The 23,971-nt window shown below is 65.4% G+C and carries 18 protein-coding genes; 17 read left to right on the top strand and 1 reads right to left on the bottom strand.

The features are described 5' to 3' along the window. Positions 1 to 169 precede the first annotated feature (169 nt). The 3 genes from KF688_03145 (at position 170) to KF688_03135 (ending at position 3,672) form a co-directional block, all read left to right on the top strand. Entirely contained in the window at positions 170 to 1,660 is a 1,491-nt protein-coding gene (locus KF688_03145; protein MBX3424655.1) for a glucose-6-phosphate isomerase, read from the top strand. Between the two features lie 198 nt (positions 1,661 to 1,858). After that, positions 1,859 to 2,542: a metal-dependent hydrolase gene (locus tag KF688_03140; GenBank protein MBX3424654.1), complete on the top strand. Its 684-nt coding sequence runs from the start codon at positions 1,859 to 1,861 to the stop codon at positions 2,540 to 2,542. 194 nt (positions 2,543 to 2,736) lie between these two features. After that, complete coding sequence (locus KF688_03135; GenBank protein MBX3424653.1) at positions 2,737 to 3,672, top strand: hypothetical protein; 936 nt, start codon at positions 2,737 to 2,739, stop codon at positions 3,670 to 3,672. A gap of 49 nt (positions 3,673 to 3,721) precedes the next feature. On the opposite strand, the gene KF688_03130 is transcribed toward KF688_03135, so the two are convergent. Beyond that, positions 3,722 to 4,051 carry a Rieske (2Fe-2S) protein gene (locus KF688_03130; protein MBX3424652.1) on the bottom strand — a complete coding sequence of 110 codons (330 nt, stop codon included), beginning with the start codon at positions 4,049 to 4,051 and terminating at the stop codon, positions 3,722 to 3,724. Positions 4,052 to 4,277: 226 nt separating this feature from the next. On the opposite strand from KF688_03130, the gene KF688_03125 reads away from it, so the two are divergent. The 14 genes from KF688_03125 to KF688_03060 all read left to right on the top strand — a co-directional run bounded on the left by KF688_03125 (position 4,278) and on the right by KF688_03060 (position 23,863). Further along, positions 4,278 to 4,595, top strand: coding sequence for a nucleotide pyrophosphohydrolase (locus KF688_03125; GenBank protein MBX3424651.1), 318 nt, complete (start codon positions 4,278 to 4,280; stop codon positions 4,593 to 4,595). Then, positions 4,595 to 6,865, top strand: coding sequence for a hypothetical protein (locus KF688_03120; GenBank protein ID MBX3424650.1), 2,271 nt, complete (start codon positions 4,595 to 4,597; stop codon positions 6,863 to 6,865). Before KF688_03125 ends, KF688_03120 begins: the two co-directional genes overlap by 1 nt. Before the next feature lie 82 nt (positions 6,866 to 6,947). After that, a complete protein-coding gene (locus KF688_03115; protein ID MBX3424649.1) occupies positions 6,948 to 7,874 on the top strand; it encodes an ABC transporter ATP-binding protein in 927 nt (308 codons plus the stop codon). A 241-nt stretch (positions 7,875 to 8,115) separates the two neighbouring features. Then, on the top strand, positions 8,116 to 9,672 hold the full coding sequence (locus tag KF688_03110; protein ID MBX3424648.1) for a prepilin-type N-terminal cleavage/methylation domain-containing protein: 1,557 nt from the start codon (positions 8,116 to 8,118) through the stop codon (positions 9,670 to 9,672). Positions 9,673 to 9,757: 85 nt separating this feature from the next. Then, positions 9,758 to 10,093: a hypothetical protein gene (locus tag KF688_03105; GenBank protein MBX3424647.1), complete on the top strand. Its 336-nt coding sequence runs from the start codon at positions 9,758 to 9,760 to the stop codon at positions 10,091 to 10,093. Between the two features lie 55 nt (positions 10,094 to 10,148). Continuing rightward, entirely contained in the window at positions 10,149 to 11,447 is a 1,299-nt protein-coding gene (locus KF688_03100; protein ID MBX3424646.1) for a DUF1080 domain-containing protein, read from the top strand. Positions 11,448 to 11,588: 141 nt separating this feature from the next. Further along, complete coding sequence (locus tag KF688_03095; protein ID MBX3424645.1) at positions 11,589 to 12,803, top strand: argininosuccinate synthase; 1,215 nt, start codon at positions 11,589 to 11,591, stop codon at positions 12,801 to 12,803. A 43-nt stretch (positions 12,804 to 12,846) separates the two neighbouring features. Beyond that, entirely contained in the window at positions 12,847 to 13,212 is a 366-nt protein-coding gene (locus tag KF688_03090; protein MBX3424644.1) for a four helix bundle protein, read from the top strand. A 60-nt stretch (positions 13,213 to 13,272) separates the two neighbouring features. Beyond that, positions 13,273 to 14,892, top strand: a complete 1,620-nt coding sequence (locus tag KF688_03085) for an ABC transporter permease subunit (protein MBX3424643.1) — start codon at positions 13,273 to 13,275, stop codon at positions 14,890 to 14,892. 185 nt (positions 14,893 to 15,077) lie between these two features. Further along, complete coding sequence (locus KF688_03080; protein MBX3424642.1) at positions 15,078 to 16,340, top strand: hypothetical protein; 1,263 nt, start codon at positions 15,078 to 15,080, stop codon at positions 16,338 to 16,340. A 74-nt stretch (positions 16,341 to 16,414) separates the two neighbouring features. Beyond that, positions 16,415 to 17,038: an NYN domain-containing protein gene (locus KF688_03075; GenBank protein MBX3424641.1), complete on the top strand. Its 624-nt coding sequence runs from the start codon at positions 16,415 to 16,417 to the stop codon at positions 17,036 to 17,038. A 287-nt stretch (positions 17,039 to 17,325) separates the two neighbouring features. Beyond that, positions 17,326 to 20,166, top strand: a complete 2,841-nt coding sequence (locus KF688_03070; protein ID MBX3424640.1) for a chemotaxis protein CheW — start codon at positions 17,326 to 17,328, stop codon at positions 20,164 to 20,166. 52 nt (positions 20,167 to 20,218) lie between these two features. After that, entirely contained in the window at positions 20,219 to 20,695 is a 477-nt protein-coding gene (locus tag KF688_03065; protein MBX3424639.1) for a purine-binding chemotaxis protein CheW, read from the top strand. Positions 20,696 to 20,788: 93 nt separating this feature from the next. Next, positions 20,789 to 23,863 carry a PAS domain-containing protein gene (locus tag KF688_03060; GenBank protein ID MBX3424638.1) on the top strand — a complete coding sequence of 1,025 codons (3,075 nt, stop codon included), beginning with the start codon at positions 20,789 to 20,791 and terminating at the stop codon, positions 23,861 to 23,863. Positions 23,864 to 23,971 lie beyond the last annotated feature (108 nt).

The following is a 23,971-nucleotide window of genomic DNA, read 5'->3' as shown; positions in this document are numbered from 1 at the left end:
GACCTCCCAGGTCGCCGGGGCGGCGGCGCAGGGCCGCGACGGGGCCCGTCATCCTAACCCGATCTCACCCCGCTCGGCAGGGGCTGCCGCCGAACGACGCGCCCCGACGCCTGCGACATTCGCCCCTTGCGGCCCAAGCGATCTCGGGGAGGATTGAGGGCGCGGCGGAATGGGCTCGCTCCCGACGCATCGGGAGCATGGCAAGAACACTTCGCACACACGACTGAGGACCGCGACCGTGACTCACGAGCTCATTTCCTACGACCCCGCCGGGGTGTTTCTGCCTGAACACGGAATCACGCCGGCCGACATCGGCCGGATCGCCGCCCGGCTGGACGAGGCCCGCGACGAGGTCCTCGCCGACGCCCAGATCTGGGCCGACGGCGTCGAACCTCCCCCGGCCAAGCAGCCGCTCGACGCGGGGTTCCACGAACTCCCCGAACGGCTGCTGAACGACTATCGCACCAACGGCGCCGCGAGCGAGGTCGGCCGGATCAAGGCGACGGCCGATCGGCTGGCCGCGACGGTCGACCGCGCGATCGTTTTGGGGATTGGCGGCAGCTACATGGGCGCGCGGGCGCTGTTGGAAGCATGCTGCCACCCGTACTACAACGAGCTGCCGCGGGCGGCACGGGGCGGCAGACCGCGGATTTCGTTCGAGGGAAACAACGTCGACAACGACGCCCTGCAAGGGCTGCTCGACCTCGTGGGCCGCGGCGCTCAGGCGACCGGCGTCGACGACCGCTGGGGAATCGTCGTCATCAGCAAGAGCGGCGGCACGCTGGAAACGGCCGCCGCGTTTCGCGTGCTCGTGCGAACTTTGCGCGACTCGTGCGGCGGCGACGGCAAGAAGCTCGCCGAGTTGGTCGTCCCTGTGACCGGCACGAGCGGCAAGCTGTTCGATCTGGCCCAGGCGCTCGGCTGCCCGGGCGACGAGATCTACGAAGTTCCCGACGGGGTGGGGGGGCGGTTCTCCGTCCTCAGCGCGGTGGGGCTGTTGCCCGCGGCGGTCATGGGGCTCGACGTGGTGAAACTCCTCGAAGGCGCCGTGGCGATGAACGAACACTTCCGCAATTGCGGCCCCGAGTCGAACGTCGTGCTGCAGTACGTCGGGGTGTGCCATCTCATGGAGACCATGCGCGGCTGCGACGTCCGTCTGTTGTCGACCTGGGGCAAGCGGCTCGAAGCGGTCGGGCTCTGGTACGACCAACTCCTGTCCGAAAGCCTCGGCAAGCAGGAGCAAGGGGCGATGCCGCTGACCGTGGTCAACACCCGCGATCTCCACAGCCGAGGCCAGCAACACCAAGAGGGCAAACGCGACAAACTGATCACCAACGTCATCGTCAAGCGGGGAACGCGCGAGCCGTTGGCGATCGGCGCCAGCGACCTTGACCAGGACAAGCTCAACCAACTGGCCGGCAAGACGATCCCCGACGTGCTCGACGCGGCCACGAAGGGGACGAATCAGGCCTACCGCGACGACAATCGCCCGACCGCCGACCTGCACCTGCCGCGGCTTGATGAACACGCCCTCGGGCAATTGTTCCAGATGCTCATGCTCGCCACGGTGGTCGAAGGCCGCCTGATCGGCGTCAACCCCTACGGTCAACCCGGGGTCGAGGCCTACAAGAACAACATGAATGCAATCCTCCGAGCGTAGGACAAGTGGCAATCACGAAGGCGCAAAGGGCGGAAAGCGACGGTCAAGGCATGTGGTGCTGATCGAAACGTCTCGCAACTCTGGTCGATTGTCCCTTTGTCCCGCAGTCCCCTTGCCTAGCGCCCCCGCGCCGCTCGCTGCTTGAATTCCTCGCCTCAGTAATCGATCCGCTTGAAACGAATCGCCGGAGAGTCCGCTATGAAACTCACCTGGTACGGCCATTCTTGCTTCTCGTTGGAGACCGGCGAGCATGTCCTGTTGGTCGACCCGTTTCTCGACGACAACCCCGCGGCGCCGGTGAAGGCGGCGGACGTCGCGGCCGATTTCATCCTGCTCACGCACGCCCACTTCGACCACGTCGCCGACGCGGCGGCGATCGCCCGCCGGACCGGGGCGACGACGCTCGCCAACTTTGAAATCGGGCAGTGGCTCGTCAAGCAGGGGGTCTCCGACGCCAAGGTCGTCGGCATGAACATCGGCGGAGGAGTCGATCTGCCGTTCGGCCGGGCCAAAATGACGATCGCCCACCACAGCTCGAGCCTCCCCGACGGCAGTTACGGCGGCTCGGCCGGGGGCTATGTGCTGGAGACCGGCGACAAGCGGCTCTACTTCGCCGGCGATACGGCGCCGTTTCTCGAGATGAAGCTGATCGGCATGGGGGGGCTCGACCTCGCCGTGCTGCCGATCGGCGACTTGTTCACGATGGGCCCCGGCGATTCGCTCGAAGCGATCAAACTTCTGGGGGCCAAGCGCGTCGTCCCTTGCCACTACGACACCTGGCCCCCTATCGCCCAGGACGGGGCCAAATGGGCCGAGCGGGTGCGGCAGCAGACCGCCGCCGATCCGGTCGTGCTCGCCCCCGGCGAGAGCGTCGCGATCTGAGCATCCCGTCCGGCGAATGTCGCGGCCCCGCCGCCGGGCAAAGGGCCGAAAATGCCCGCGCCGGCGGCGCATACGCTTTTCCCGACCCGGGCGAAGCGCGCATAATGCAGGGCGCTGCGGCTCTGCGCACCATTCGACTCCTGCGCCCCGGGACGGGCGCACTTCCGAACATCACCGCCGTCAAGGATTCGATCATGTTCAGTTCTCGCCACTTCCGCGGCCCCGTCGCCATCTGCAGCGGAGCGACTCTCGCGGCGTGCCTCGTCCTGGTCTCGACGGCCCGCGCCGCCGAACCGCTCGTCTGGAAGTTCGCTGCGGGAGACGTGCATCACTACCAGATGCTTCAGAACATGACGATGACGATCAACATGGGCGCCGGAGATCAGGTCAGCACGATCGCGCAAGACATCGACATGACCTGGGCGGTCGATTCGCTCAAGGCCGACGGCGCCGCGGTCGTCACGCAGCGCATCAATCGCATGCAGATGAAGATCAACTCCGCGGGTCAGGAGATGAAGTTCGACTCGGCGGCCGAGACCCCGATGCCCGGCCCGCAGGGGGCGTTGTTGGAACCGATCTTCAAAGCCCTCACCTCCTCGGAATTCGAGGTGACGATGACCCCCCGTGGCGAGATCACCGACGTGGAGGTCCCCGAGGAGCTCATCCAGGCCCTGCAAACGGCGCCCGGCGCGAACAAGCTCCTCGGCGATCTCGGGACCAAAGAAGGGTTCAAGAACCTCGTGCGGCAAGGGTCGCTCGCCTTGCCGGCCAAGCTCGAGGACGGCGAAATCTGGACCACCAAAGTCGAGATGGCCAACCCCGCCATCGGCAAGCAGTCGGTCGAAACGACCTACCGCTACAAAGGCCCCCGCGAGGTCGAGGGGGACACGCTCGAAGTGTTCATCCCCTCGATGGAAATGGAATTCGGCGATGGGGGCGAGTCGGGCACGATCGAGATCGTGAAGCAAGACTCCGCAGGCGAGATCCTCTTCAACCGCAAAGCGGGCCGGATGCAGAGCTCCGTCATCAGCCAAAACCTCGACATGAAAGTCACCGAAGCCGGGCAACAGGCGTCGCTCAAGCTCAATCACAAGGTTGAGTTGAAGTGGGTCGATCCTGAGAAAAAGTAAGGACCGCGACGATTGGCGAGAGCCGTCCCGCGACAGGCGATCGGCGACTCTAGCTCTCCGATCGCGCTTGCTTTGGGCCGACCTGGATCTGGTCGTCCACGACCCGGACCTCGAAGGCGTCGATCTTGATCCGCGGGTTGTCGCACCACGTGCCGTCGGTCACCGCAAACCGCCACGCATGCCAGGGACAAACCACCGCGCCGTGCTCGTCGACGCATCCCGCCCCCAACGACGCCCCCATGTGGGGACACAGATCGTCGATCGCGTGATATTCTCCGTTCCACAGGAAGACGGCCACGAGGCGATTCCCCACTTTGAACGTCCCCCCCGTGTTCTCCGGGATCGACCCGACCTTGGCCACTGTGACGAACTCGGACATTGCTGCGAACTGGCATGGGGAGGGGGGGAATGCGCTTCTGCGGCGACGCGACTATTGGACGATAGGACGTCGGGACGAGCAACCCGTGACCCGCGTCCTCAAGAGTTGGGAAAACCCTCGACTCCCCACCGTGTTCTCCTGATCTCCGTGGTTACAATGATCGGACCCCGGCGAGTCGACCGGTCGTCGAGTTCCTCTATCGCGCCCCAGGGTGTCGTCCTCGCTGATGTCGTCCGAAGCTGATATTTCGCTCCGCGAGTTGCAGGCCCTCATCCGGGGCATGTATCACGACAAGGACGTCGCCCGCGGGGTCGACGGCACCTTCATGTGGCTGATGGAGGAAGTCGGCGAACTGGCCGCGGCCCTCCGCGAGGGGACCCCCGAAGAATTGGCCGCCGAGTTCGCCGACGTCATCGCCTGGCTCACCACAATCGCCAACGTAGCCGATGTCGACCTCGCCGCGGCTGTCTGCCGGAAATACGGCGGCGGCTGCCCAGGGTGCGGTCGGCTGGCATGCATCTGCGACGACGCCGAGAAACCGTAATGACGCCGCACCGCGCCAATCCGCAAGCGACGCGCCGTCCTCGATGGCTGTGCCAGGCGCTGGTTGGGGCGCTGCTGGGGATCGCCTGGTGCAGCGGGTCGGCGATTGCAGCGGATCCGCAGGCCCCCGAAATCGAGACGCTCGAACTGGGGATCGGCGGCGTTTTCAAGCTCGGCTGCTGGACCCAAGCGACGGTCGCGATCCGCGGCGGCGACGAAAAGCTGGTCGGCGTCGTCGAGGCGACGGTCGAGGACGCCGACGCCGTCCCGGCGGCGACGGTGACTCCCCCCAGTCGCGCGGTCGGCGTGGAGCCGGGGCAAGTGACCGTGGCTCGGGTGTTCGTTCGGCCCGGCCAATCGGGGGGCTCAGTCACGGTGCGCTTCCTGGTCGACGGGAAGGAGCGCGCCAAGACCTCGTTCCGCCCAAGTTACGAAGCCGGCCCCGGGCGGTTCCGCTACGGCCGGCCCGCGGCGAGTCGCATCGTCGTCCTGGCTGGTCCCGAGGGGGGCGTCGCCGAGTTGGTTCGATCTGACGGCGGCGGCAGCAGCGGCGACGAGTACGACGCAGCCGCGATCTCCGCCCGCATCGAGCGAATCGACCAACTGCCGATCGAGTGGTACGGCTACGAAGGAATCGACGAGCTGGTGCTGACCACCTCCCGGCCCGAATTCTACCGCCCGCTGGCCCAGAACCGCGCGCGCGTCGATGCGCTCGTCGCTTGGATCGCACGGGGGGGGCGCGCCACGGTGTTCTGCGGCGCCAGCGCCGAGGAGTTGTTCGGCGAGAAGGGACCGCTGGCGCCCCTCGCCCCTGGCAAACTCTCCGGCATGGCCCCGCTTCGCGACTCGCAGCCGCTCGAATCCTTCAGCGAGTCCGAGGACCTGCTCGACAGCCGGCTGCTCGATCTGCGCGTGCCGTTGTGGGAAGAGGTCGCGGGGCGCGTGCTCGCCTACGGCCGGCGCAACCCGCCGGGCCTGCCGCTGGTGGTCCGCAGCCGGCAGGGCTTCGGCGAGATCACGTTCGTCGGGCTCGATCCCGAGTCTCCCCCGCTGTCGAACTGGAAGGGCCGCGGCGCGTTCCTCCGCCGGGCGCTGGGCTGGCCCTCCCGTACCGCCGCCGACGAACAACTTGCCGCCAACGCGCATTCGGGCGCCGGGTACGAGGACCTTTCCAACCAATTGCGCAGCGCCCTCGATCAGAAATTCGCCGACGTCGAGACCGCCCCGTTCGGGCTCGTCGCCCTGTTGGTCGTGGCTTATATCGCGCTGATCGGCCCCGGCGACTACTTCCTGGTAAAGCACGTGCTCAAGCGGATGGAGCTGACCTGGATCACCTTCCCGCTGATTGTCGTCGGCACGTCGCTGGCCGCGTACTTTCTCGCCAACGCCTACAAGGGGGACAAACTGCGGGTCAACCAGGTCGAAATCGTCGACGTCGACGTCGCCGCCGGCGAGGCGCGGGGCACGGTGTGGACTCACTTCTTCAATCCCCGCGTGCAGCGGTACGACCTGACGTTGGCGCCTCGGTTCGCCGGGGCGCAGGTCGAGGGGGCGGACCGTCTGGCCGGCTGGCTCGGACTAGCCGGCGCGGGGATGGGGGGGATGCAGGGCTCGGGAAGCGCTCTGCCCGAGCTTCGTCCCAGTTACGCCTTCGCCGCGGGACTCGACGCGATCTCGGGCGCCCCCGTGCAGGAGTGGTCGACCAAGTCGATCACCGCCCGGTGGTACGGCGTCGTCGAGCCGGGGATCGACGCCCAGCTCGGGCTTCTCGACGAGGAGCTCCTCACCGGCTCGATCGCCAATCGCACCTCGCTCGACTGGTCCGACGTCCTGCTGATGCACGACCGCTGGGCCTATCGGCTCTCGCGAATCCCCGCCGGGGGCTCGGCCGCGATCGACGAGAACCAGAAAAACTCGACGGTGAAACTCCGCCTCACCGCGGCGACCGCCGGGGACGAAGCCGCCGCGACCGCCGCCGGCGACGGCACCGTGCCGTTTGATCCCTACGGAACCGACGTGGCCCGACTGGCGAAACTCATGATGTTTTACGACGCCGTCGGAGGGCCGGCCTACGCGACGGCCCTCAACCGGTACCAAGGCTTCGTCGACCTCAGCCGCCTGCTGGCCGGCGATCAGGCGATCCTCCTGGTCCGCGTCGCCGACGACGCCGGCAGCGGCTGGAGCCGCGGCGACAGTCCCCTGGCCAGCGACAAAGACCGCCGCTGGGTCTATTACCGCTACGTCATCCCGGTCGAAAGGACGACGGATTGAGCGGCCGGACAAGCCAGTCCCATGTCGCCGGTCCCAAGTCGCCAATCACTAATCACCAGTCACCACTTCCCCCCGTCCCGCCGTGATCGAAGTCCACGACCTGACCAAGAAATACGGCGAATTGTTCGCCATCCGCTCGATCGAATTGAAGCTCGACCGCGGGGACGTGTTCGGTTTCATCGGCCCCAACGGCGCCGGCAAGACGACCACGATGCGAATCCTCGCCACGCTGCTCAACCCCACCTGGGGCGAAGCGTACGTCGGCGGCCACTCGATCTACACCAAGCCGAAGGAGATCCGGCGGATCATCGGCTACATGCCCGACTTCTTCGGCGTGTACGACAACATGAAGGTGATCGAGTACCTCGAGTTCTTCGCCGCGGCCTACCGCATCAAAGGCGAGAAACGCCGCAAGATCTGCGACGAGGTGCTCGAGCTGGTCGACCTGGGGTACAAACGCGAGGCGCTGGTCACCAGCCTCTCGCGCGGCATGACGCAGCGACTGGGTCTCGCGCGGGTGCTCTTGCACGATCCGCAGGTGCTGCTGTTGGACGAGCCGGCCAGCGGGCTGGACCCCCGGGCGCGCATCGAGATTCGCGGGCTGCTCAAGGAACTGCGAAACATGGGCAAGACGATCATGGTCTCCAGCCACATCCTCCCCGAGCTCGCCGACATCTGCAACAAGATCGGCATCATCGAACGGGGCGAACTGATCGTCAACGCCGACGTCAACGAGGTCATGAAGCAGGTTCGCCAGCAGACGGTCATGCTGGTCGAGGTGGCGAACGACTCCGACGCAGCGGCCAAGCTGCTCGAAGGGTCGCCGATCGTCGAGTCGGTCGAGACCGGCCCCAAAGGGATTCGCCTCACCCTGACCGCCGGCGACCACGACGTCAGCCAGCTTGCCAAGCTGCTGCTGGACCACGGCCACGGCCTCAAGAAGTTCGCCGAAGAGGAAATCAACCTCGAAACGGCGTTTATGGCCCTGACGCAGGGGATCACGTCGTAGGGGGGAGAGGTCCGAAATCAGGAGTCAGAGCCGCTCGGCGCCGGTCCCTGATCTCCGACCTCCCGACCTGTCCTCTGTCGTCTCTTCCTTGACTTCCCCCGTCCGGCGCGGTGCAATAGAGGTTCACGCACGGGGGTCGCATTCAGGGGCGCGACCGCCGCCGTACTGTTCCTGGCCGCGCATGATTGTCTCGTCGCTTCGCCGCCCGCTCGCACCGTCGTCTCCGGCGACTCTCTCGCGCATGTCCTCGCGGCAACGGTTCCGCGGGCTGACGCTCGTGGAAATGCTGATCGCTCTGGCGATCACGCTGTTGATGATGGGCGCCGTGGTCAACGTCTTCGCCAACCTCAGCGGCGGGGTGCGCGACCGCCGGGCGATGATCGAGCTGGGGTCCCAGCTTCGCCAAGCCCGCGAGTTGCTCAACCGCGATCTCCGCGGCGCCACCTGCAACGGCCTCACTTGGCAGCGTCCCGACGAGGGCCGAGGCTATCTTGAAATCGTCGAGGGGGTGCGATCCGACTACGACCCGACGGACCTCTTTCCGCTCCCCCCCGATTCGCTCGTCCCGAGCAGTCAAATGGTCGTCGACGCCAGCGGCGATCCGCTCCCCACCGACGGCATGGCCCTGGGCGACTGGGACGACGTCCTGGCCCTTACCGTGCGCAGCCTCGCCGAGCCGTACCGCGGTCGCGGGCCAGGGCAGAGCACAGTCGAATCGAACCTCGCCGAGATCGTCTGGTTCGCGGTCGAGCAGGACGGCTCGAACGCGGGCGACGAGCCGGGCATGCGCCGCGTCTACCGTCGCGTCCTGGTGATCGCCCCGTGGGTCGATCTCTCGAACGTCGGCGCCATGAGCGCCCCCGACTATTACCAGCGGTACGACGTGTCGGCCCATTGGGACGCCGTCGCCGGCCGCTGGGTCCCCAACACGCTGGGGGATCTCACGAAGCGCGAGAACCGCTACTTCCACGACGCCACGAATTACCTCGCGAGCTCCAATCCGCTCGTGCCCGAACGGCGTCTGTTCCCGCACCACATGCTGCGACCGGAGCCGCTGGCGAGCTTCCCCGCCGGATCGCACGCCGTTTATCCCGACGTCGATCCCGGCAGCGTCGCCCAAGGGCAGGATCTGGTGCTGAACGACGCTCTGGCGTTCGACGTCCGCGTCTACGATCCCGGGGCGCCGCTGATTCAGGGTTCCGGCGCCACGCTGCAACCGGGCGACGCGGGGTTTTATCTGGCCGTTCACTCTAATCTTGTTCCGGTGGGTTATGGCGCTTACGTCGATCTCTATTGGAACAGTCCTTGGAACGGCTATCGGTCGGTTCCGAACAGTTTCGTCGTTTCGCAAGCCTGGAATGCTCAAGTCGGAGCCCCCAATATCCTGTTTGCCGGCGTCATCGACGCAACCAGGAACATCTCCGCCGTCATGCATCCCAAGTCGCAATTGGACTGGCTCCTGACGGTCAACCCGCGGCAAACGGCCACGCCCCTGCGCACGCCCGACGGAACCGACGTCGCCGCCCCCGCGGTCGTGTACGACACATGGTCCTTCCACTACGAACACGACGGTTTGAATCAAAACGGCAACTCCGACGTCAACGGAAATCCGCTCGTCGACGAAGGGACCAACGGCTTCGACGACGACAACCAGAACGGCGTCGACGACATGGGCGAGCGCGAAACGTCTCCCCCGTTCGACGTCCCGCTGCGCGGGATTCAGGTCCGCCTCAGGGCGTATGAACGCGACGCCCGACAGGTGCGCGAGGCGACCGCGGTTCGCAGCTTCGTCCCCTGACGCTCGTTCGCGCGGGCCGTCAGTTCCGCCAGCGACGGGCGCTCTCAGAGAGCTGCCTCGCGATCGACCGATCGGAATTCCTGCGATGCCCGTCGTCTACGCCTTCCGCCTTCGCGATCCGTGGCAGTGCGAGCCCGATCCGGAGGGAGTGCGGTGGTCGCGGCTGTTTCGCACCCCGCCGAACCTCGAGCCGGGGGAATCGCTCCAGCTTGCCGTCGTCGGGCTCCCCCCCGAGGCCCGCGTCGCCGTCAACGACGTCCCCCTTGTGCGGACCGCCGGTGAGAACGGCGCCGCGACCTTCGCGATTCCCGCGGCGCCCGCCGACCGCTCGAACCGGATCGCCGTCGACCTGCCCGCAACCGCGGCCGACGGCAGCCGACTCCCCTTCTCAGTCGAACTGCAAATTGTCACGACTGCCTGAGCGGCTTATCCTGTCTCTTCCCCCGTCCCTCGCCCTCATCAGCCGAGAATCGTCGATGCCCCGCCTCAGCAAGTATCTGGCGGTCTTCGCTCTTATCGCCACGACGACGGCGACGACCGCGCAGGCCGAGCCGGAACAATCCGCGCCCGAGTCCCCTGCGCGGCTCTCGCGTGATCAGCTTGCCGCGGGGTGGATCCAGCTCTTCGACGGCGAGACGCTGTTCGGTTGGCGCGCCACCAGCGACGCGAACTGGCGGGTCGAACACGGCGCAATCCGCGTCGACGCCGGCGAGCCGGGCTGGCTGATGACGACCGTCGACTGGGCCGACTACCAACTGCACGTCGAGTTCAAGGCCCCGCCGGAGACCAACAGCGGCGTGTTTCTCCGCTCGACCTCGAACCCGACCGACCCGGCGCGCGATTGCATCGAGGTGAACATCGCCCCCCGCGAGAATCCGTTCCCGACCGCGTCGCTGGTCGGCCGGATGCGAGTGAGTACGACGCCGCAGCCGCTGATTGACGGCTACGCCGCGATCCACGAAGGCGAAATCCGCACGATCGGCCCCCCGCCTCAAGAGATCGATGCCTGGGACGGACGGTGGCACTCGTTTGACATCGAAGCGAAAGGAGACAAACTTCGCCTCAAGCTGGACGGTCGTCCGCTCGAAACGCAATCGCTCGACGTTGTCGACGACGCGTCCGCGACACCTCGGCGCGGACGCATCGGCTTGCAGTTCCGCGAAGGCGCGGTCGCGTTCCGCAATGTTCGCCTGCGGCCGCTGCGGCTCGAACCCGTGTTCAACGGCCGCGACCTTTCGGGATGGAACACCGACCACGCCGAGGCGAGCGAGTTCTCCGTCACCCCCGAGGGCGAGTTGCACATTGTCAACGGTCGCGGGCAGATCGAGAGCGACGCCAGCTACGGCGACTTCGTTCTGCAGTTGGAGTGCTTCGTCAACGGCGAAGGGCTGAACTCGGGAGTCTTCTTCCGCAGCATCCCCCGCGAGTTCACCAACGGCTACGAGAGCCAGATCAACAACGTGGTCGTCGACGGCGATCCGACCAAGCCTGCCGACTGCGGCACCGGCGGAATCTATCGCCGCGTGAGCGCGCGGGTGGTCAACGCTCGCGACCGCGCGTGGTTCGCCAAGACGATCGTCGCCACGGGGCCGGACATCGCCGTATGGGTCGACGGCCTGCAGGCGACGGCCTGGACCGACGACCGCCCGCCGCACGACAACCCCCGAAACGGACTCCGCACCGCTCCCGGAACCTTAAGCCTGCAAGGCCACGACCCTACGACCGACATCCGGTTCCGCAATCTGCGCATCGCCGAGTTGCCGCCTGCGAAGTAATCAAACCGCACCGACGAACCGCGGCCCCTCGAATTGCGCCGCTTGCCAGCCCCCTGGCGGCGAACCACAATGGGCCGATCCGCGTCCCTGTCGCGGCGGCGGTTGGTCCTGTTGTTCCCCAGTTGCGAGCGGTTTTCTCCCATGTCCAGTTGCGTGTTGGCCTATTCCGGCGGTCTTGATACTTCGGTCATCCTCGGCTGGCTGCAGGACGAGGGGTACGACGTTCACGCCGTGTACGTCGACCTGGGCCAACCGTGCGAGGACCGCGAGGCGATCCTCCAAAAAGCCCGCGACAACGGCGCCAAATCGTCGCGACTGGTCGACGCCCGCGAGGAGTTGTGCCGCGACTTTGCGTTCCCGGTGCTGCAGTGGCAGGCAAAGTACGAGGGGATCTATCTGCTGGGGACCTCGATCGCCCGGCCGCTGATCTCGAAGGTCTGCTTGCAGGTCGCCCGCGAGGTCGGGGCCGTGGCGTACGCCCACGGGGCCACCGGCAAGGGGAACGACCAGTGTCGGTTCCAACTGGCCGCCGAGGCGCTCGACCCGAACGTCGCCATCATTGCTCCCTGGCGAATGAAGAAATTCCGCGACCTGTTCCCGGGCCGGACCGAGATGATCGAGTACTGCGCGAAGAAGAACATTCCCGTCAAGGCGTCGATCGCCAAACCGTACTCGAGCGACGAAAACTGTCTGCATATCAGCTACGAAGCGGGCGAGCTCGAAGACCCGGCGATCAACGGCGCAGCGATCGTCGACTTCGGCATGACGGTTTCGCCCCAAGAGGCCCCGGACAAGGTCGAAGAAGTCACGATCGGCTTCGAGCACGGCGTGCCGGTCTCGATCGACGGCGAGAAAAAATCGCCGCTGGCCATGGTCGAGACGATGAACCGCATCGCCGGCCGCAACGGCGTGGGACGGATCGACATCGTCGAAAACCGCTTCGTCGGCATGAAGAGCCGCGGCGTCTACGAATCGCCCGGCATGACCGCGTTGTATGCAGCTCACCTCGCCCTGGAGCAGCTTACCGTCGACCGCGAAACGATCCACCTCCGCGACCGGATCAGCCCCGAAGTGGCCGAGATGGTTTACTACGGCTTCTGGTTCGTGCCGAAGATGGACGCCCTCATGGCGTTCATCCGCGAGGTGCAGTCCCCCGTCACGGGCGAAGTCGCCCTGGGATTTTACAAAGGCAACGTCGCCGTCCACGGCCGCACGAGCCCCAACAGCCTCTACGACGCGGCGATCGCCAGCATGGAAGGGGGCGGCAGCTACGACCAAACCGACGCCGAAGGCTTCCTGCGGATTCAGGGATTGCCGAGCCGCGTGCTGGGAACGGTGAGGCCGAGGAAGTATTGAGGGAGGCGCGAGCTTTGGGCTGCGAGGCGCGAGAGGAACTGAGATGGCTGGTTACCAAAACCTGAAAGTCTGGCAGTTGAGCATCGAGCTTGTTCTGCAGACTTATCGTGTCACTCAACCATTTCCCCGCGAGGAACTGTTTGGACTGACTAGCCAGATGCGCCGCGCAGCAGTATCGATTCCCTCGAATATCGCCGAGAGGCACGCTCGTAAAACTCCTCGCGAGTTTTCACGCTTCTTGAACATTGCCAAAGGATCGCTAGCAGAACTGGAAACGCAACTCGTCATAGCGCGGGAACTGCACCTTTGCAGTGCCCGAATTGCGGATGAAATCACCGTATTGACCTCTCAGATCAGCCGCATGCTTAGCGGTCTGTTAAGGCGAATCAACGAGGCGGCTAACGACTGAATCCCGTTCCGTCCGGCGGGGCCGCTCGGGCTCGCCTCGCGCCTCGCAACTCGAAACTCGATGCTGTTCCTCGAAAACCCCGTCCTCCAGCGCGAGCTCGTCATTAACCTGCGGATGCTCCGCGGGTTTTTGTTGTTGTTCGCGTATGTGGCGCTGCTGGGGCTGATGGTGTACTCGGCGTGGCCGGCGGAGCAGAAGCTCGATCTCGTGCAGCCGGTGAAGGCCCGGGAGCTGGTGAACCTGTTCTTTCTCGGCCAGTACCTGCTGATGTCGCTCATGACGCCGTCGTTCGCGGCCGGGGCGATCACCGGCGAAAAGGAGCGAAGCAGTTTCGAGATGCTGCTGGCCAGCCCGCTGCGGCCCGCGGCGATCGTGCTGGGCAAGCTGCTGGCGTCGCTGGTCCCCTTGGGCGAGCTGATGATCTGCTCGCTGCCGATCGTCATGCTCTGCCTGCCGCTGGGGGGCGTGTCGCCGCTGGAAGTCTTCGCGGCGTACTTCGCAATGATCTGTTCGGTGATTCTGTCCGGCATGATCAGCCTGTGGTGCAGCAGCTTCTTCACCCGCACCAGCGCATCGCTGGTCGTGTCGTACCTGCTCATTTTGCCGCTCGCATTGGTCGGCGTGCTCGTGTGGCGGGCGCTCGAGCAACTTGGCGGCGCGCGGTTGGCGGTCGTCATGACGGTGGTTCCCGCGGTCTGCGGTTCGGTCGGGGCCCTGTTGTGGTACGACATCTGCCGACGACTGCTCCACCCGCCCGACCTCGGGAGCGAAGGCAAGCAAGTGATCGATCTGGAAACCGAGGCCGAGCAGGCCGTGGGGCTGTACATCAACCGCGACGAATGGCCCGACAAGCTGTTCGCCCCGCCGAAACGCACGACGTTCCTCGAAGACGACGCCAACCCGATCTACGACAAGGAGATCCGCAGCGAAATTTTCAGCCAAGGCACGCTCATGCTGCGGCTGGTGATCCAGATCAGCATGATCGTCGCGTTTTTCGTGATGGCGTACTGCCTGTTCATCGCCCCGCAACACGCGGCGTGGTACGTGGCGTACGTGCTGCTGTTCAACCTGCTGGTCGGTCCCGTCTTCTCGGCCGGCAGCGTCACCAGCGAACGCGAACGCGAAACGCTCGACCTGCTGCTGGTGACGCTGATCACCCCCTGGCAAATGCTGTGGGGCAAGCTGCTGTCGGGGTTGCGCGTCTCCAGCGTGCTGACCGCGTTTCTCGTGTGGCCCATGGTGCTGGCGTGCCTGATGCCGCTCGACTTCTGGAGCAACTTGCCGACGATGGCGGGGTACTTTCTCATCGTGGGGGTGACCGCCGTGACGACGTCGCTGGCGGCGCTGGCCTGTTCGACGTTGTTCCGCAAATCGTCGACGGCGCTGGTGGCGACCTATCTGACCGTCGGAACCGTGTTCTTCGCCCCCGTCGCCGCGTTGGCGTTCGTTCGGACGTTCGTCCCCGACTCGCCCGCCGCGGGCGCGGTGGAAGCGATCCAGGCGCTGAGCCCCTTCTCGGCAGCGTTCAGCCTGCCGCTGGAGACGAGCAAGGGCTCGAACCTCGCGACGGCCGACGCACGGGTCTTCTTCGGGTTCATGGCCTTCGGGCTGCTGTTGAACGGAACCCTGCTGGCGGCGGTCACCTGGCTGTTCAAGGCCCGGTGGCGCGTTTCCGAGTGACGCGCGTCATTCGCCGCAACGGGCGTCGCGTCAACTTGACGCCCGAAACGGCGATGTGCGATAACCAGTGCGCTCAAGGGGACAGAAGTCGTTTCGTCGCCGACGTCCGCGTCCGTCGAGAAATCGCTTCCAGGCCAGCAACGACCTCCCGTTCCCGTTTCCCGTCGCTCGCCCCGCGATCCGCCATGTCCCCCGCGTCTCTCGCCGACTCCGCCCCGACCCAGGACGAGCGCGATCTCGCTCAGTACGAGTCGCGCATCGACCGCCCCCCGCAGCTCAAGGTGGCTGAATTCAGCCGCGAAGGGCGGCTGCGGCACGTGATCTTCAGCGGGCAGTTCCCGGTCGATCTGCTCGAGGACCTCGCCGACACGGCCGACAAGATTCGGCTGTTGTCCAAGTCGCGCACCGGGCAAGACTTCCTGCTCAACCTGCTCCGTCACAAGCGGGCGATGCTGTACTTTACGCAGCCGTCGACCCGCACCTTTCTGTCGTTCATGGCGGCGTGCCAGATCCTGGGGATGACCTGCAACGAGGTCCGCGACCCGACCACCTCGTCGGAGACGAAGGGGGAGACGCGGTTCGACTCGATCCGGATGTTTTCCAGCTATTTCGATCTGGTGATCATGCGGTCCCCCATCGCCCGGTTGGCCGAGGCGTGCGCGTACCTGATGAACGATCTGGAACGCACGGCGGCCCGCAGCGTGCCGATCGTCAACGCCGGCTCGGGGGCTGACGAGCACCCCACGCAGGCGCTGTTGGACGTCTACACGCTGCAGCGCACCTTTCAGTTCGCCGCGCCCCAGGACTCGCCCGCCGCGTCGCGGCTCGACGCCTTGCGGCGAGATTATCCCGCCCTCCGGACCGGATTGACGGGAAAGGTCTACGGCTTCTGCGGCGACATCGGCCGGGGGCGAACCGTGCGATCGTTGGCGGCGCTGTTGGCGCAATACGAGGGAGTGACGCTCGCCTTCGTGGCGCCGGGGCATCCCGCCTTGTGCCTCTCCGACGACTTGCGCCGCCGGCTCGAGCAGCGCGGCGTGCGCGTCGTGGAACTTGAATCGCTCGAATCCTCGCTCGACGGCGCCCCGGCCGTCGAGCAGTTCGACGCCCTCTACATGACGCGAATCCAGAAGGAGCACAACCTCGAAACGGACGCTGCCGAGTTCGCCCGGATCGATTTTTCGCAGTACAAGCTCTCGCTCGACCAGGTCCGGCGGATGAAGCCGTACGCTCCGATTCTTCACCCGTTTCCGCGCGACCAGCACTTCGGCGAAATCCCGCCGGAAATCGACAACGACCCCCGCGCGATGTACTTCCGTCAGGCCCGCAACGGCATGTGGGTCCGGGCGGCGCTGCTGGCTCACGTGTTCAACGTCGACCATCAGGTGGCCCGGTTCTATCACGAGCAGTACGGCGACTGGACCGCAACCCGCAGGATCGAGTCCTGACGCTCCGATTCGCGGCGCGTCCACGGCGCGAGACTCGAGCGCCCCTTTCGTCCTCGCCACCCTCGAGCCGCCCGATGGCCTTGCTGATCGACGGCTACAACCTGCTGCATGCCGCGGGGATCTTCGGTCGAGGAAAGGGGGGAGCGAGCCTGCACCGCTCGCGCGAGGCGATGCTGCGATTTCTCGCCGCGACGATCGACGACGCCGAGCGCCCGCGCACGACGGTCGTCTTCGACGCCTCCGACGCCCCCCCGGGACTCCCCCGGCGAACGACGCACGCGGAGATGACCGTCCACTACGCGTCGGACTATCGTGACGCCGACGAGCTGATCGAGCAGTTGATCGCGCTCGACGACGCGCCGCGGTCGCTGGTGGTGGTGTCGAGCGACCGCCGCATCCAACGCGCCGCCCGCCGGCGTCGCTGTTCGTCGATCGACAGCGATCAATGGTACGCGATGCAAGTCCGACGACGGCTGCACGCCGGTCGATCTGCTCCCGACGTTCTCAAGCGCGTCGGCGAGCCGACCGAAGCGGAGGTCGCGTACTGGGTCCGGCGATTCGCGGCAGATCTCAACGAGCCGCCCGAAAAGTCGCCCGGGTCGGCCCCCTCTTCCCCCGCAGGCGGTCCTCCGGCCGCCAACCCGCTCGACCCGTTTCCGCCCGGATACGGCGACGACCTGTTCAATTCGCCCGAGTAGTTTCGCGCCGGGGGCGAAGCGCGGCAGGGCGCGGCTCCGATCGCACCGTCGGCGCCGGTTGTGCCGTGTGCGAAGTGCGCGAATCCGCTCGTTCTTGCCGATTCCCGTCGGCATCCAGGCCGAACGTTCTGAGCAATCTCGGCTTTTCGCCGACATTTGGCGGCCCGCCGACAAACGATTGCTCACGCGTGACCTAGTGTTTCCCGAGCATGAGAACGGCCTTGCCGGCCGAACTCAGGCGTCGACGTTCCCAAGCGTCAGCACACCGTCTGCAGGAAAACACGACGATGTCTTTTGAAGATGATCTGCTCGGCGAATTCGTCATCGAGGCCAACGAGCACCTGGCCGACGTTGAGAACCAGTTCCTCGCCATTGAGGAAATGGGCGCAAGCGTCGACGTGAATCTGGTGAACGAGGTGTTCCGCGCGATCCACTCGATCAAGGGCGCCGCCGGGTTCCTGGGCATGACCAAGATCAATGATCTGGCTCACAGCCTGGAAAACGTGCTCAACATGATGCGCAATCACGAGCTGGCTCCCAACTCGCAGATCGTCGACGTCATGCTGAAGTCCGCCGACAAGCTGCAAGGCCTGATTAACGACATTCAGAATTCCAACGACGCCGACGTCAGCGACCACGTGACGAAGCTCGACGCGATCGCCGCCGGTCAAGTCGTCGAGGCGCCGGCACCTGCGGCGAAGAAGTCGCCCGGCAAGAAGGGCGCCCCCGCGAAAAAGGCCGCCCCCGCTCCGAAGAAACCCCGCGGCGGCAAGGCCAAGGCCGCGCCGGAACCGAGCGTCGAAGACGAACTGGACTTGGACGCCCAAATCGAGGCCGCCCTCGGCGCCGCGCATGCCGCCCGCGAAGCTGCTTCCGCAGCCGAGTTGCAGGGCGTCGCTCCAGCGAGCGACCCCGCTCCGACGCCTCCTACGGCCGTCGAACCGCTCGCTTCCCCCGCGACAGCGGCTGCTCCCGCTTCCGCCGAGGGGGACAAGAAACCCGCCTCGCCGGTCGCGGAAACGAACATCCGCGTCTCGGTCGGGCTGCTCGACAAGCTCATGAATTTGGCCGGCGAGCTCGTGCTGAGCCGCAACCAGCTCATGCAGGCGATCAGCGCCGCCGACAACGGCGGACTGGAAGGGATCGCCGCCCGGCTCGACCAAGTGACCAGCGAACTGCAAGAGTCGATCATGCAGACCCGCATGCAGCAGATCGGCACCGTCTTCGGCCGCTTCCCCCGCGTCGTCCGCGACCTGGGCGCCAAGCTGAACAAAGAGTGCGAACTGACGATCGAGGGCAAGGAGGTCGAAGTCGACAAGACGATCGTCGAGGCGATCGGCGACCCGCTGACGCACCTCATCCGCAACTCGATGGACCACGGCATCGAAACGCCGGAACGGCGAATCGCGGCCGGCAAGTCGCCCCAAGGAACCCTTCACCTGCGGGCGTTCTACCAAGCCGGCAAGGTGCGGCTGGAGATTCAGGACGACGGCGCCGGGATCGACCCCCGCAAGCTCCGCGAGAAGGCCGCCGCGAAGGGAATCATCACCCCCGAACAAGCCGAGCAGATGAGCGACCGCGACGCGGTGCGGCTGATCTTCCATCCCGGCTTCTCGATGGCGGCCCAGGTGACCGACGTCAGCGGTCGCGGCGTCGGCATGGACGTCGTTCGCACGAACATCGCCAAGCTCGGCGGCACCGTCGACGTCGAATCGGTCGTCGGCAAAGGCACCAGCGTGGTCGTCACGTTGCCGCTGACGCTCGCCATCATTCCTTCGCTGATCGTCCAGTCGGGCTCCGATCGCTTCGCGATTCCGCAAGTCAACATTGCCGAACTGGTGCGCATTCGCCCCCATGAAATGAACGAGCGGCTCGGCCGAGTCAAGGACGCCGAGGTCCTTCGTTTGCGGGGCTCGTTGCTGCCGATCGTCCGGCTCGGTTCCGCGTTGGGAACGCCGCTCGCTGAGAACGAGCGCGCCGACGAACGTCACGCCGAACCCGCCGCCACGAACATCATCGTCGTCGAGTCGGGGCGACAACGCTTCGGGATCGTCGTCGACGGGCTGCACGACTCGGAAGAAATCGTGGTCAAACCGCTCGGTCGGCACATCAAGGGCTGCATCAGTCTCTCCGGGGCCACCATCCTGGGCGACGGGCATGTGGCGCTGATCCTCGACGTCGCCGGACTGGCGGTCAAGCAGGCGATCGGCTCCTGCGACGGCAAACCCGAGGACAAGGACGAAGCGACTCGCGTCCAACAGTCCGAAGACCTGCAATCGGTCCTGCTGTTCACCAACGATCCGAACGAACATTTCGCCGTCTGCATGGACGTCGTCTCGCGGATCGAACGCGTGCGAGTCGACCAAATCGACAGCGTCGGCGGCAAGGAGCTGGTCCAATACCGCAACTCGACGATGCCGCTCGTGCGGCTTGAAAACACCGTCACCGCCAAGCCGGGCCCCGCGGGGAATCAGGTGTACGTCGTCGTGTTCGAGGCGGCGGGGAAGGAAGTCGCGCTCATCGCCCCCGAACTCGAAGACATCCGCGACGTCCCCGTCGACTTCGACACCGTCACCTTCCGCGAGCCGGGGGTGCCGGGATCGATGGTCATCAACGGCCGGGCGACGCGCTTGGTCGATCTCCATGCACTGGCCGAGATCGCCTATCCCGAATGGTTCCAAGACCAACCGGTCGCCGCCAGCGACGAAGGCCTGCCGGCCTTGATCCTGCTGGCCGAGGACTCGGGCTTCTTCCGCAAGCAGGTCGCCGGGCTGTTCGTCGAGAAGGGCTACCGCGTCGTCGAGGCCGAGGACGGTCTCGAAGCGTGGCAAATCCTGCAGAGCGGCGAGCACGCGTTCGACGTCATCGTCACCGACATCGAAATGCCCAACATGAACGGGTTCGAGTTGTGCCGCAACATCAAGCAATCGGCTCAGTTCGGCCACCTGCCGGTGATCGCGCTGACCTCGCTCGGCGGGGCGGCGGACGTTCAGCACGGCCTGGAAGTCGGCATCGACGACTACCAGATCAAGATGGATCGCGACCGGCTCATGAACGCGGTCCACAACTTCGCCGGCCAGAAGACCGGCAACAACAGCCCCAAGGTCCGCCAACTGGCGCACGCCTAACGGCCAATCGCCGCTCGCCCAACACCACAATCATCACACGCCACACGCCCCCATGTCCACCGTGCAAGCCCCCTCGAAACGCGAGCGTCGCACCAGCGAAGTCCAGTTCGCCACGTTCTACGTGGGGGACATTCTGCTGGGAATCGACATTCGCTACGTCCAAGAAATCAATCGGCAGTTGGCCGTCACGCGCGTGCCGCACGCCCCGCCCGAGGTCCGCGGCGTGATCAATCTCCGCGGCGACGTCGCCACGGTGATCGACCTGCGGCGGGTCTTGGACCTGCCCCCCGCCGAGCTGACCCGCGACAGCCGCAACCTGATCGTCAATTTCGACGGCGAGTCGATCGGCCTGCTGGTCGACCGCATCTCCGACATTCTCACGATCAGCGAAGACCAGATCGAACCGCCCCCGGCCAACGTCAGCGGCCTCGACGGCCGACTGCTCGCCGGCGTCCACACGATGAAATCGTCGATCGTCGTGCTGCTGGACATTGAACAAGCCCTGTCCGATTCCCATTTGATGAGTTGACGTTCGTCCTCGACCAGCGACTCTTTCGCCCGCGTTTCACGTCAGACGACGAACCCTTACCAGCCTTCATTTTCCCTGTCTTGGAGTTCTGCAATGCGAGTACCGCGACTGTCCAACCTGAACTTTCGCACAAAGCTGATTCTGGCGTGCTGCGGCTTTGCGCTGGCGCCGTTGGCCGTGCTCACCTACATCACGTGGGGCGCGGGCAACCAAATCGCCGCGAACATCGGCTCCGAGTTTGCCGGAATTGCCGAATCGATCGCCGACCGCATCGACCGCAACCTGTTCGAGCGTTACGGCGACGTCCAAGCGTTCGGCGCCAACGACGCCGTTCGCAACCAGGACAACTGGGGCAAGTCGCCCGAAGAGAACCCGATCGTCGCGGCGATGAATCGCTACGTCGATCTGTACGACATTTACTACCTGACGATCCTCGTCGATCTCGACGGCAAGGTCATTGCCGTAAACAACGCCGACGCCGACGGCAAGCCGATCGACACGACTTGGCTGTACGATCAGAAGTTCGCTCAGGCTAACTGGTTCAAAGACGCCATCGACGGACGATTTTACCGGACTGACGACAGCCTGGCCGACGGCACCGTCGTCGAACACTTGTACGTCGACGAATTTGCGAAGCGCGCGTACAACGACGAAGCCCTTGCGCTAGGCTTCACTGCTCCTGTCTATGATTCTGAAGGAAAGGTTATCGCCGTCTGGAAGAACGTCGCGAAGTTCAGCCTCGTCGAGGAAATCTTCCTGGCCAGCTACCAAAACCTCAAAACCCGAAGCATGGCCAGCGCCGAGTTGACGTTACTTGACAAGGACGGCAACGTCATCGTCGACTACGATCCGAAAACCGCCGGCAGCGAGGACGTCAAACGCGACATGACGATCATCGGCAAGTTCAATCTTGCCGAGAAGGGGGTCGAATCCGCCCAACGGGTCGTCGCCGGCGAAGCCGGCGGGATCGCCAAATCGTTCCACGCTCGCAAGGGAATCTATCAAACGGCCGGCTTCGCTCCGCTCCGCGGCGCCCTCGGCTTTCCCGGCATGAAGTGGAACGTGATGGTCCGCGTCGCGTGCGACGAAGCCCTTGCGACCAGCAACGCCCTGAAGAACACCTGCCTGCTGACCGTGCTGGGCGCCTTGGCGATCATCCCGATCGGCGCTTGGTTCGTCGCCCAGTCGATGAGCCGCATCATTGTGCAAGCAACCGACTCGCTCAACGCCGCTACGAACCGCGATTACACGCACAAGGTGATCACGACGACCGGCGGCGACCTCGGTCAGATGGCCGGCAGCCTCAACACGCTGCTTGACGAATTGACCACCTTCACCGAAAAGGCGGCCGATTACGAAGGCAAGATCTCGGCGATCGACAAGTCGCAGGCCGCCATCGAGTTCACGCCAGACGGAACGATCGTCACGGCCAATGACAACTTCCTGAACGCTTTGGGTTACACGCTCGACGAAATCAAGGGACGGCATCACCGCATGTTCTGCGAGCCGGAATACGTCAACTCCTCGGCCTACTCCGCTTTCTGGGCGAAGCTGAGCCGCGGAGAATTTGACGCCGGGGAATACCGTCGCTTCGGCAAGGGAGGCAAAGAGATCTGGATCCAGGCGTCCTACAACCCCGTGTTTGATGCAAGCGGAAAAGTCACGAAGGTCGTCAAGTACGCCAGCGATATCACGCAGACTGTCTTCGCCAGAAACGCCGCCCTCAAGCTGCAGGCGGTCGTCGACGACTCCGATTCGGCGTACATGATGATCGACCGCGATTTCACGGTGACCTATCTCAACAAAGCGACCGAGCAATTGCTCAAGAGTCATCAGGACGTGTTCCGCTCGATCTGGTCGTGGTTCGATCCGCAAAAGGTCCTGGGCGCCAACATCGACCAGTTCCACGAGAACCCCAGCCACCAGCGCAAGCTGCTCTCCGATCCGAGCAATTTGCCCTATCGGACCGACATCCAGGTCGGCCCCTTGACCTTCGACTTGAACGTCGCCGCCCAACTCGATTCCGCCGGCAACTACGTCGGCAACACCCTGGTGTGGTCCGACGTCACTGAAGCACGGAAGCGGCAGATTCGCGAGCAGAAGGTCGGCGAGTTCCAAGCCTCCGAAGTGGTCAAGCTGTCGACCGTGCTGGGCGACATCGCCCAGGGCCGCTTGAACGTCAGCTACGACGTCACCGCTCCGGAAGACGACACTCGCGAGGTCTTCAGCACCTTCAGCAAGATCGCCGAGGCGGTCAACGCGATGGGCGCCAACCTCCGCGACGTCATGACCAAGCTCGCCGCGAACGCCGGCCGGCTGGCCAGCACGTCGACGCAACTGTCGGCCACCGCGGTGCAGCTCTCGAGCGGAGCCGACGAAACCACCACGCAGTCGGCCACCGTGGCCGCCGCGGCGGAGGAGATGTCGGCGAACATGCGGACCATGGCCGCCTCGACCGAGGAAATGTCGAGCAACGTCCGCACGGTGGCCGCCTCGACTGAGCAGATGACCGCCACCATCAACGAGATCGCCAAGAACGCCGAACAGTCGGCCGCGGTCGCCAGCGAGGCCGCTCGCCTGGCCGCCGTCAGCAACGACAAGGTCGGCGGGCTGGGCATCGCGGCGGACGAGATCGGCAAGGTCATCGAGGTGATTCAGGACATCGCCGAGCAGACGAACCTGCTGGCCCTGAACGCCACGATCGAGGCCGCGCGGGCCGGCGAAGCGGGCAAGGGCTTCGCGGTCGTCGCGACCGAGGTCAAGGAACTGGCCAAACAGACCGCCACCGCCACCGACGACATCCGCCGCCGGATCGAGGGGATTCAAGGGTCGACCAGCGAGGCCGTCTCCGCGATCCGCGAGATCACCGAGGTCATCAACAACGTCAACGAGGTCAGCCGGACGATTGCCGCCGCGGTCGAGGAGCAAAGCGCCACGACCAAGCAGATCGCCGTCAGCGTCTCGGAAACCGCCAGCGCGGCCGACACCGTGTCGCGCGGCGTCAACGAGAGCGCCTCGGCCAGCCAGGAGATCACGGTGAACATCACCGGGGTCGACCAGGGGGCCAAGCAAACCTCGGAGGCCGCCTTGCAGACCAAGGAAGCCGGAACCGTGCTCAGCACGCTCGCCGAGGAACTGCAGACCTTGGTCGGTCAGTTCCAGGTCTGAGTCGGAACGTCTCTGCGGCACGCCGGCGGAGACGTGACGTGAATCGAGCCGGCGTGCGGCGCCCAAGCGTCGCACGCCGGCTGTTTTTCATCGACGCGATCGCTTCGC

It is taken from the genome of Pirellulales bacterium, from assembly GCA_019636345.1.
Lineage (GTDB): Bacteria > Planctomycetota > Planctomycetia > Pirellulales > Lacipirellulaceae.
The sequence above is the reverse complement of the archived record's forward strand: the minus strand, read 5'-3'. Positions and strand labels throughout refer to the sequence as shown.

What these genes read in the sequence shown, in the direction of transcription:
- KF688_03145 (MBX3424655.1), top strand. Translation starts at nt 170, where the DNA reads ATGGGCTCGCTCCCGACGCATCGGGAGCATGGCAAGAACACTTCGCAC.
- KF688_03140 (MBX3424654.1), top strand. Translation starts at nt 1,859, where the DNA reads ATGAAACTCACCTGGTACGGCCATTCTTGCTTCTCGTTGGAGACCGGC.
- KF688_03135 (MBX3424653.1), top strand. Translation starts at nt 2,737, where the DNA reads ATGTTCAGTTCTCGCCACTTCCGCGGCCCCGTCGCCATCTGCAGCGGA.
- KF688_03130 (MBX3424652.1), bottom strand. Translation starts at nt 4,051, where the DNA reads ATGTCCGAGTTCGTCACAGTGGCCAAGGTCGGGTCGATCCCGGAGAAC.
- KF688_03125 (MBX3424651.1), top strand. Translation starts at nt 4,278, where the DNA reads ATGTCGTCCGAAGCTGATATTTCGCTCCGCGAGTTGCAGGCCCTCATC.
- KF688_03120 (MBX3424650.1), top strand. Translation starts at nt 4,595, where the DNA reads ATGACGCCGCACCGCGCCAATCCGCAAGCGACGCGCCGTCCTCGATGG.
- KF688_03110 (MBX3424648.1), top strand. Translation starts at nt 8,116, where the DNA reads ATGTCCTCGCGGCAACGGTTCCGCGGGCTGACGCTCGTGGAAATGCTG.
- KF688_03105 (MBX3424647.1), top strand. Translation starts at nt 9,758, where the DNA reads ATGCCCGTCGTCTACGCCTTCCGCCTTCGCGATCCGTGGCAGTGCGAG.
- KF688_03100 (MBX3424646.1), top strand. Translation starts at nt 10,149, where the DNA reads ATGCCCCGCCTCAGCAAGTATCTGGCGGTCTTCGCTCTTATCGCCACG.
- KF688_03095 (MBX3424645.1), top strand. Translation starts at nt 11,589, where the DNA reads ATGTCCAGTTGCGTGTTGGCCTATTCCGGCGGTCTTGATACTTCGGTC.
- KF688_03090 (MBX3424644.1), top strand. Translation starts at nt 12,847, where the DNA reads ATGGCTGGTTACCAAAACCTGAAAGTCTGGCAGTTGAGCATCGAGCTT.
- KF688_03085 (MBX3424643.1), top strand. Translation starts at nt 13,273, where the DNA reads ATGCTGTTCCTCGAAAACCCCGTCCTCCAGCGCGAGCTCGTCATTAAC.
- KF688_03080 (MBX3424642.1), top strand. Translation starts at nt 15,078, where the DNA reads ATGTCCCCCGCGTCTCTCGCCGACTCCGCCCCGACCCAGGACGAGCGC.
- KF688_03075 (MBX3424641.1), top strand. Translation starts at nt 16,415, where the DNA reads ATGGCCTTGCTGATCGACGGCTACAACCTGCTGCATGCCGCGGGGATC.
- KF688_03070 (MBX3424640.1), top strand. Translation starts at nt 17,326, where the DNA reads ATGTCTTTTGAAGATGATCTGCTCGGCGAATTCGTCATCGAGGCCAAC.
- KF688_03065 (MBX3424639.1), top strand. Translation starts at nt 20,219, where the DNA reads ATGTCCACCGTGCAAGCCCCCTCGAAACGCGAGCGTCGCACCAGCGAA.
- KF688_03060 (MBX3424638.1), top strand. Translation starts at nt 20,789, where the DNA reads ATGCGAGTACCGCGACTGTCCAACCTGAACTTTCGCACAAAGCTGATT.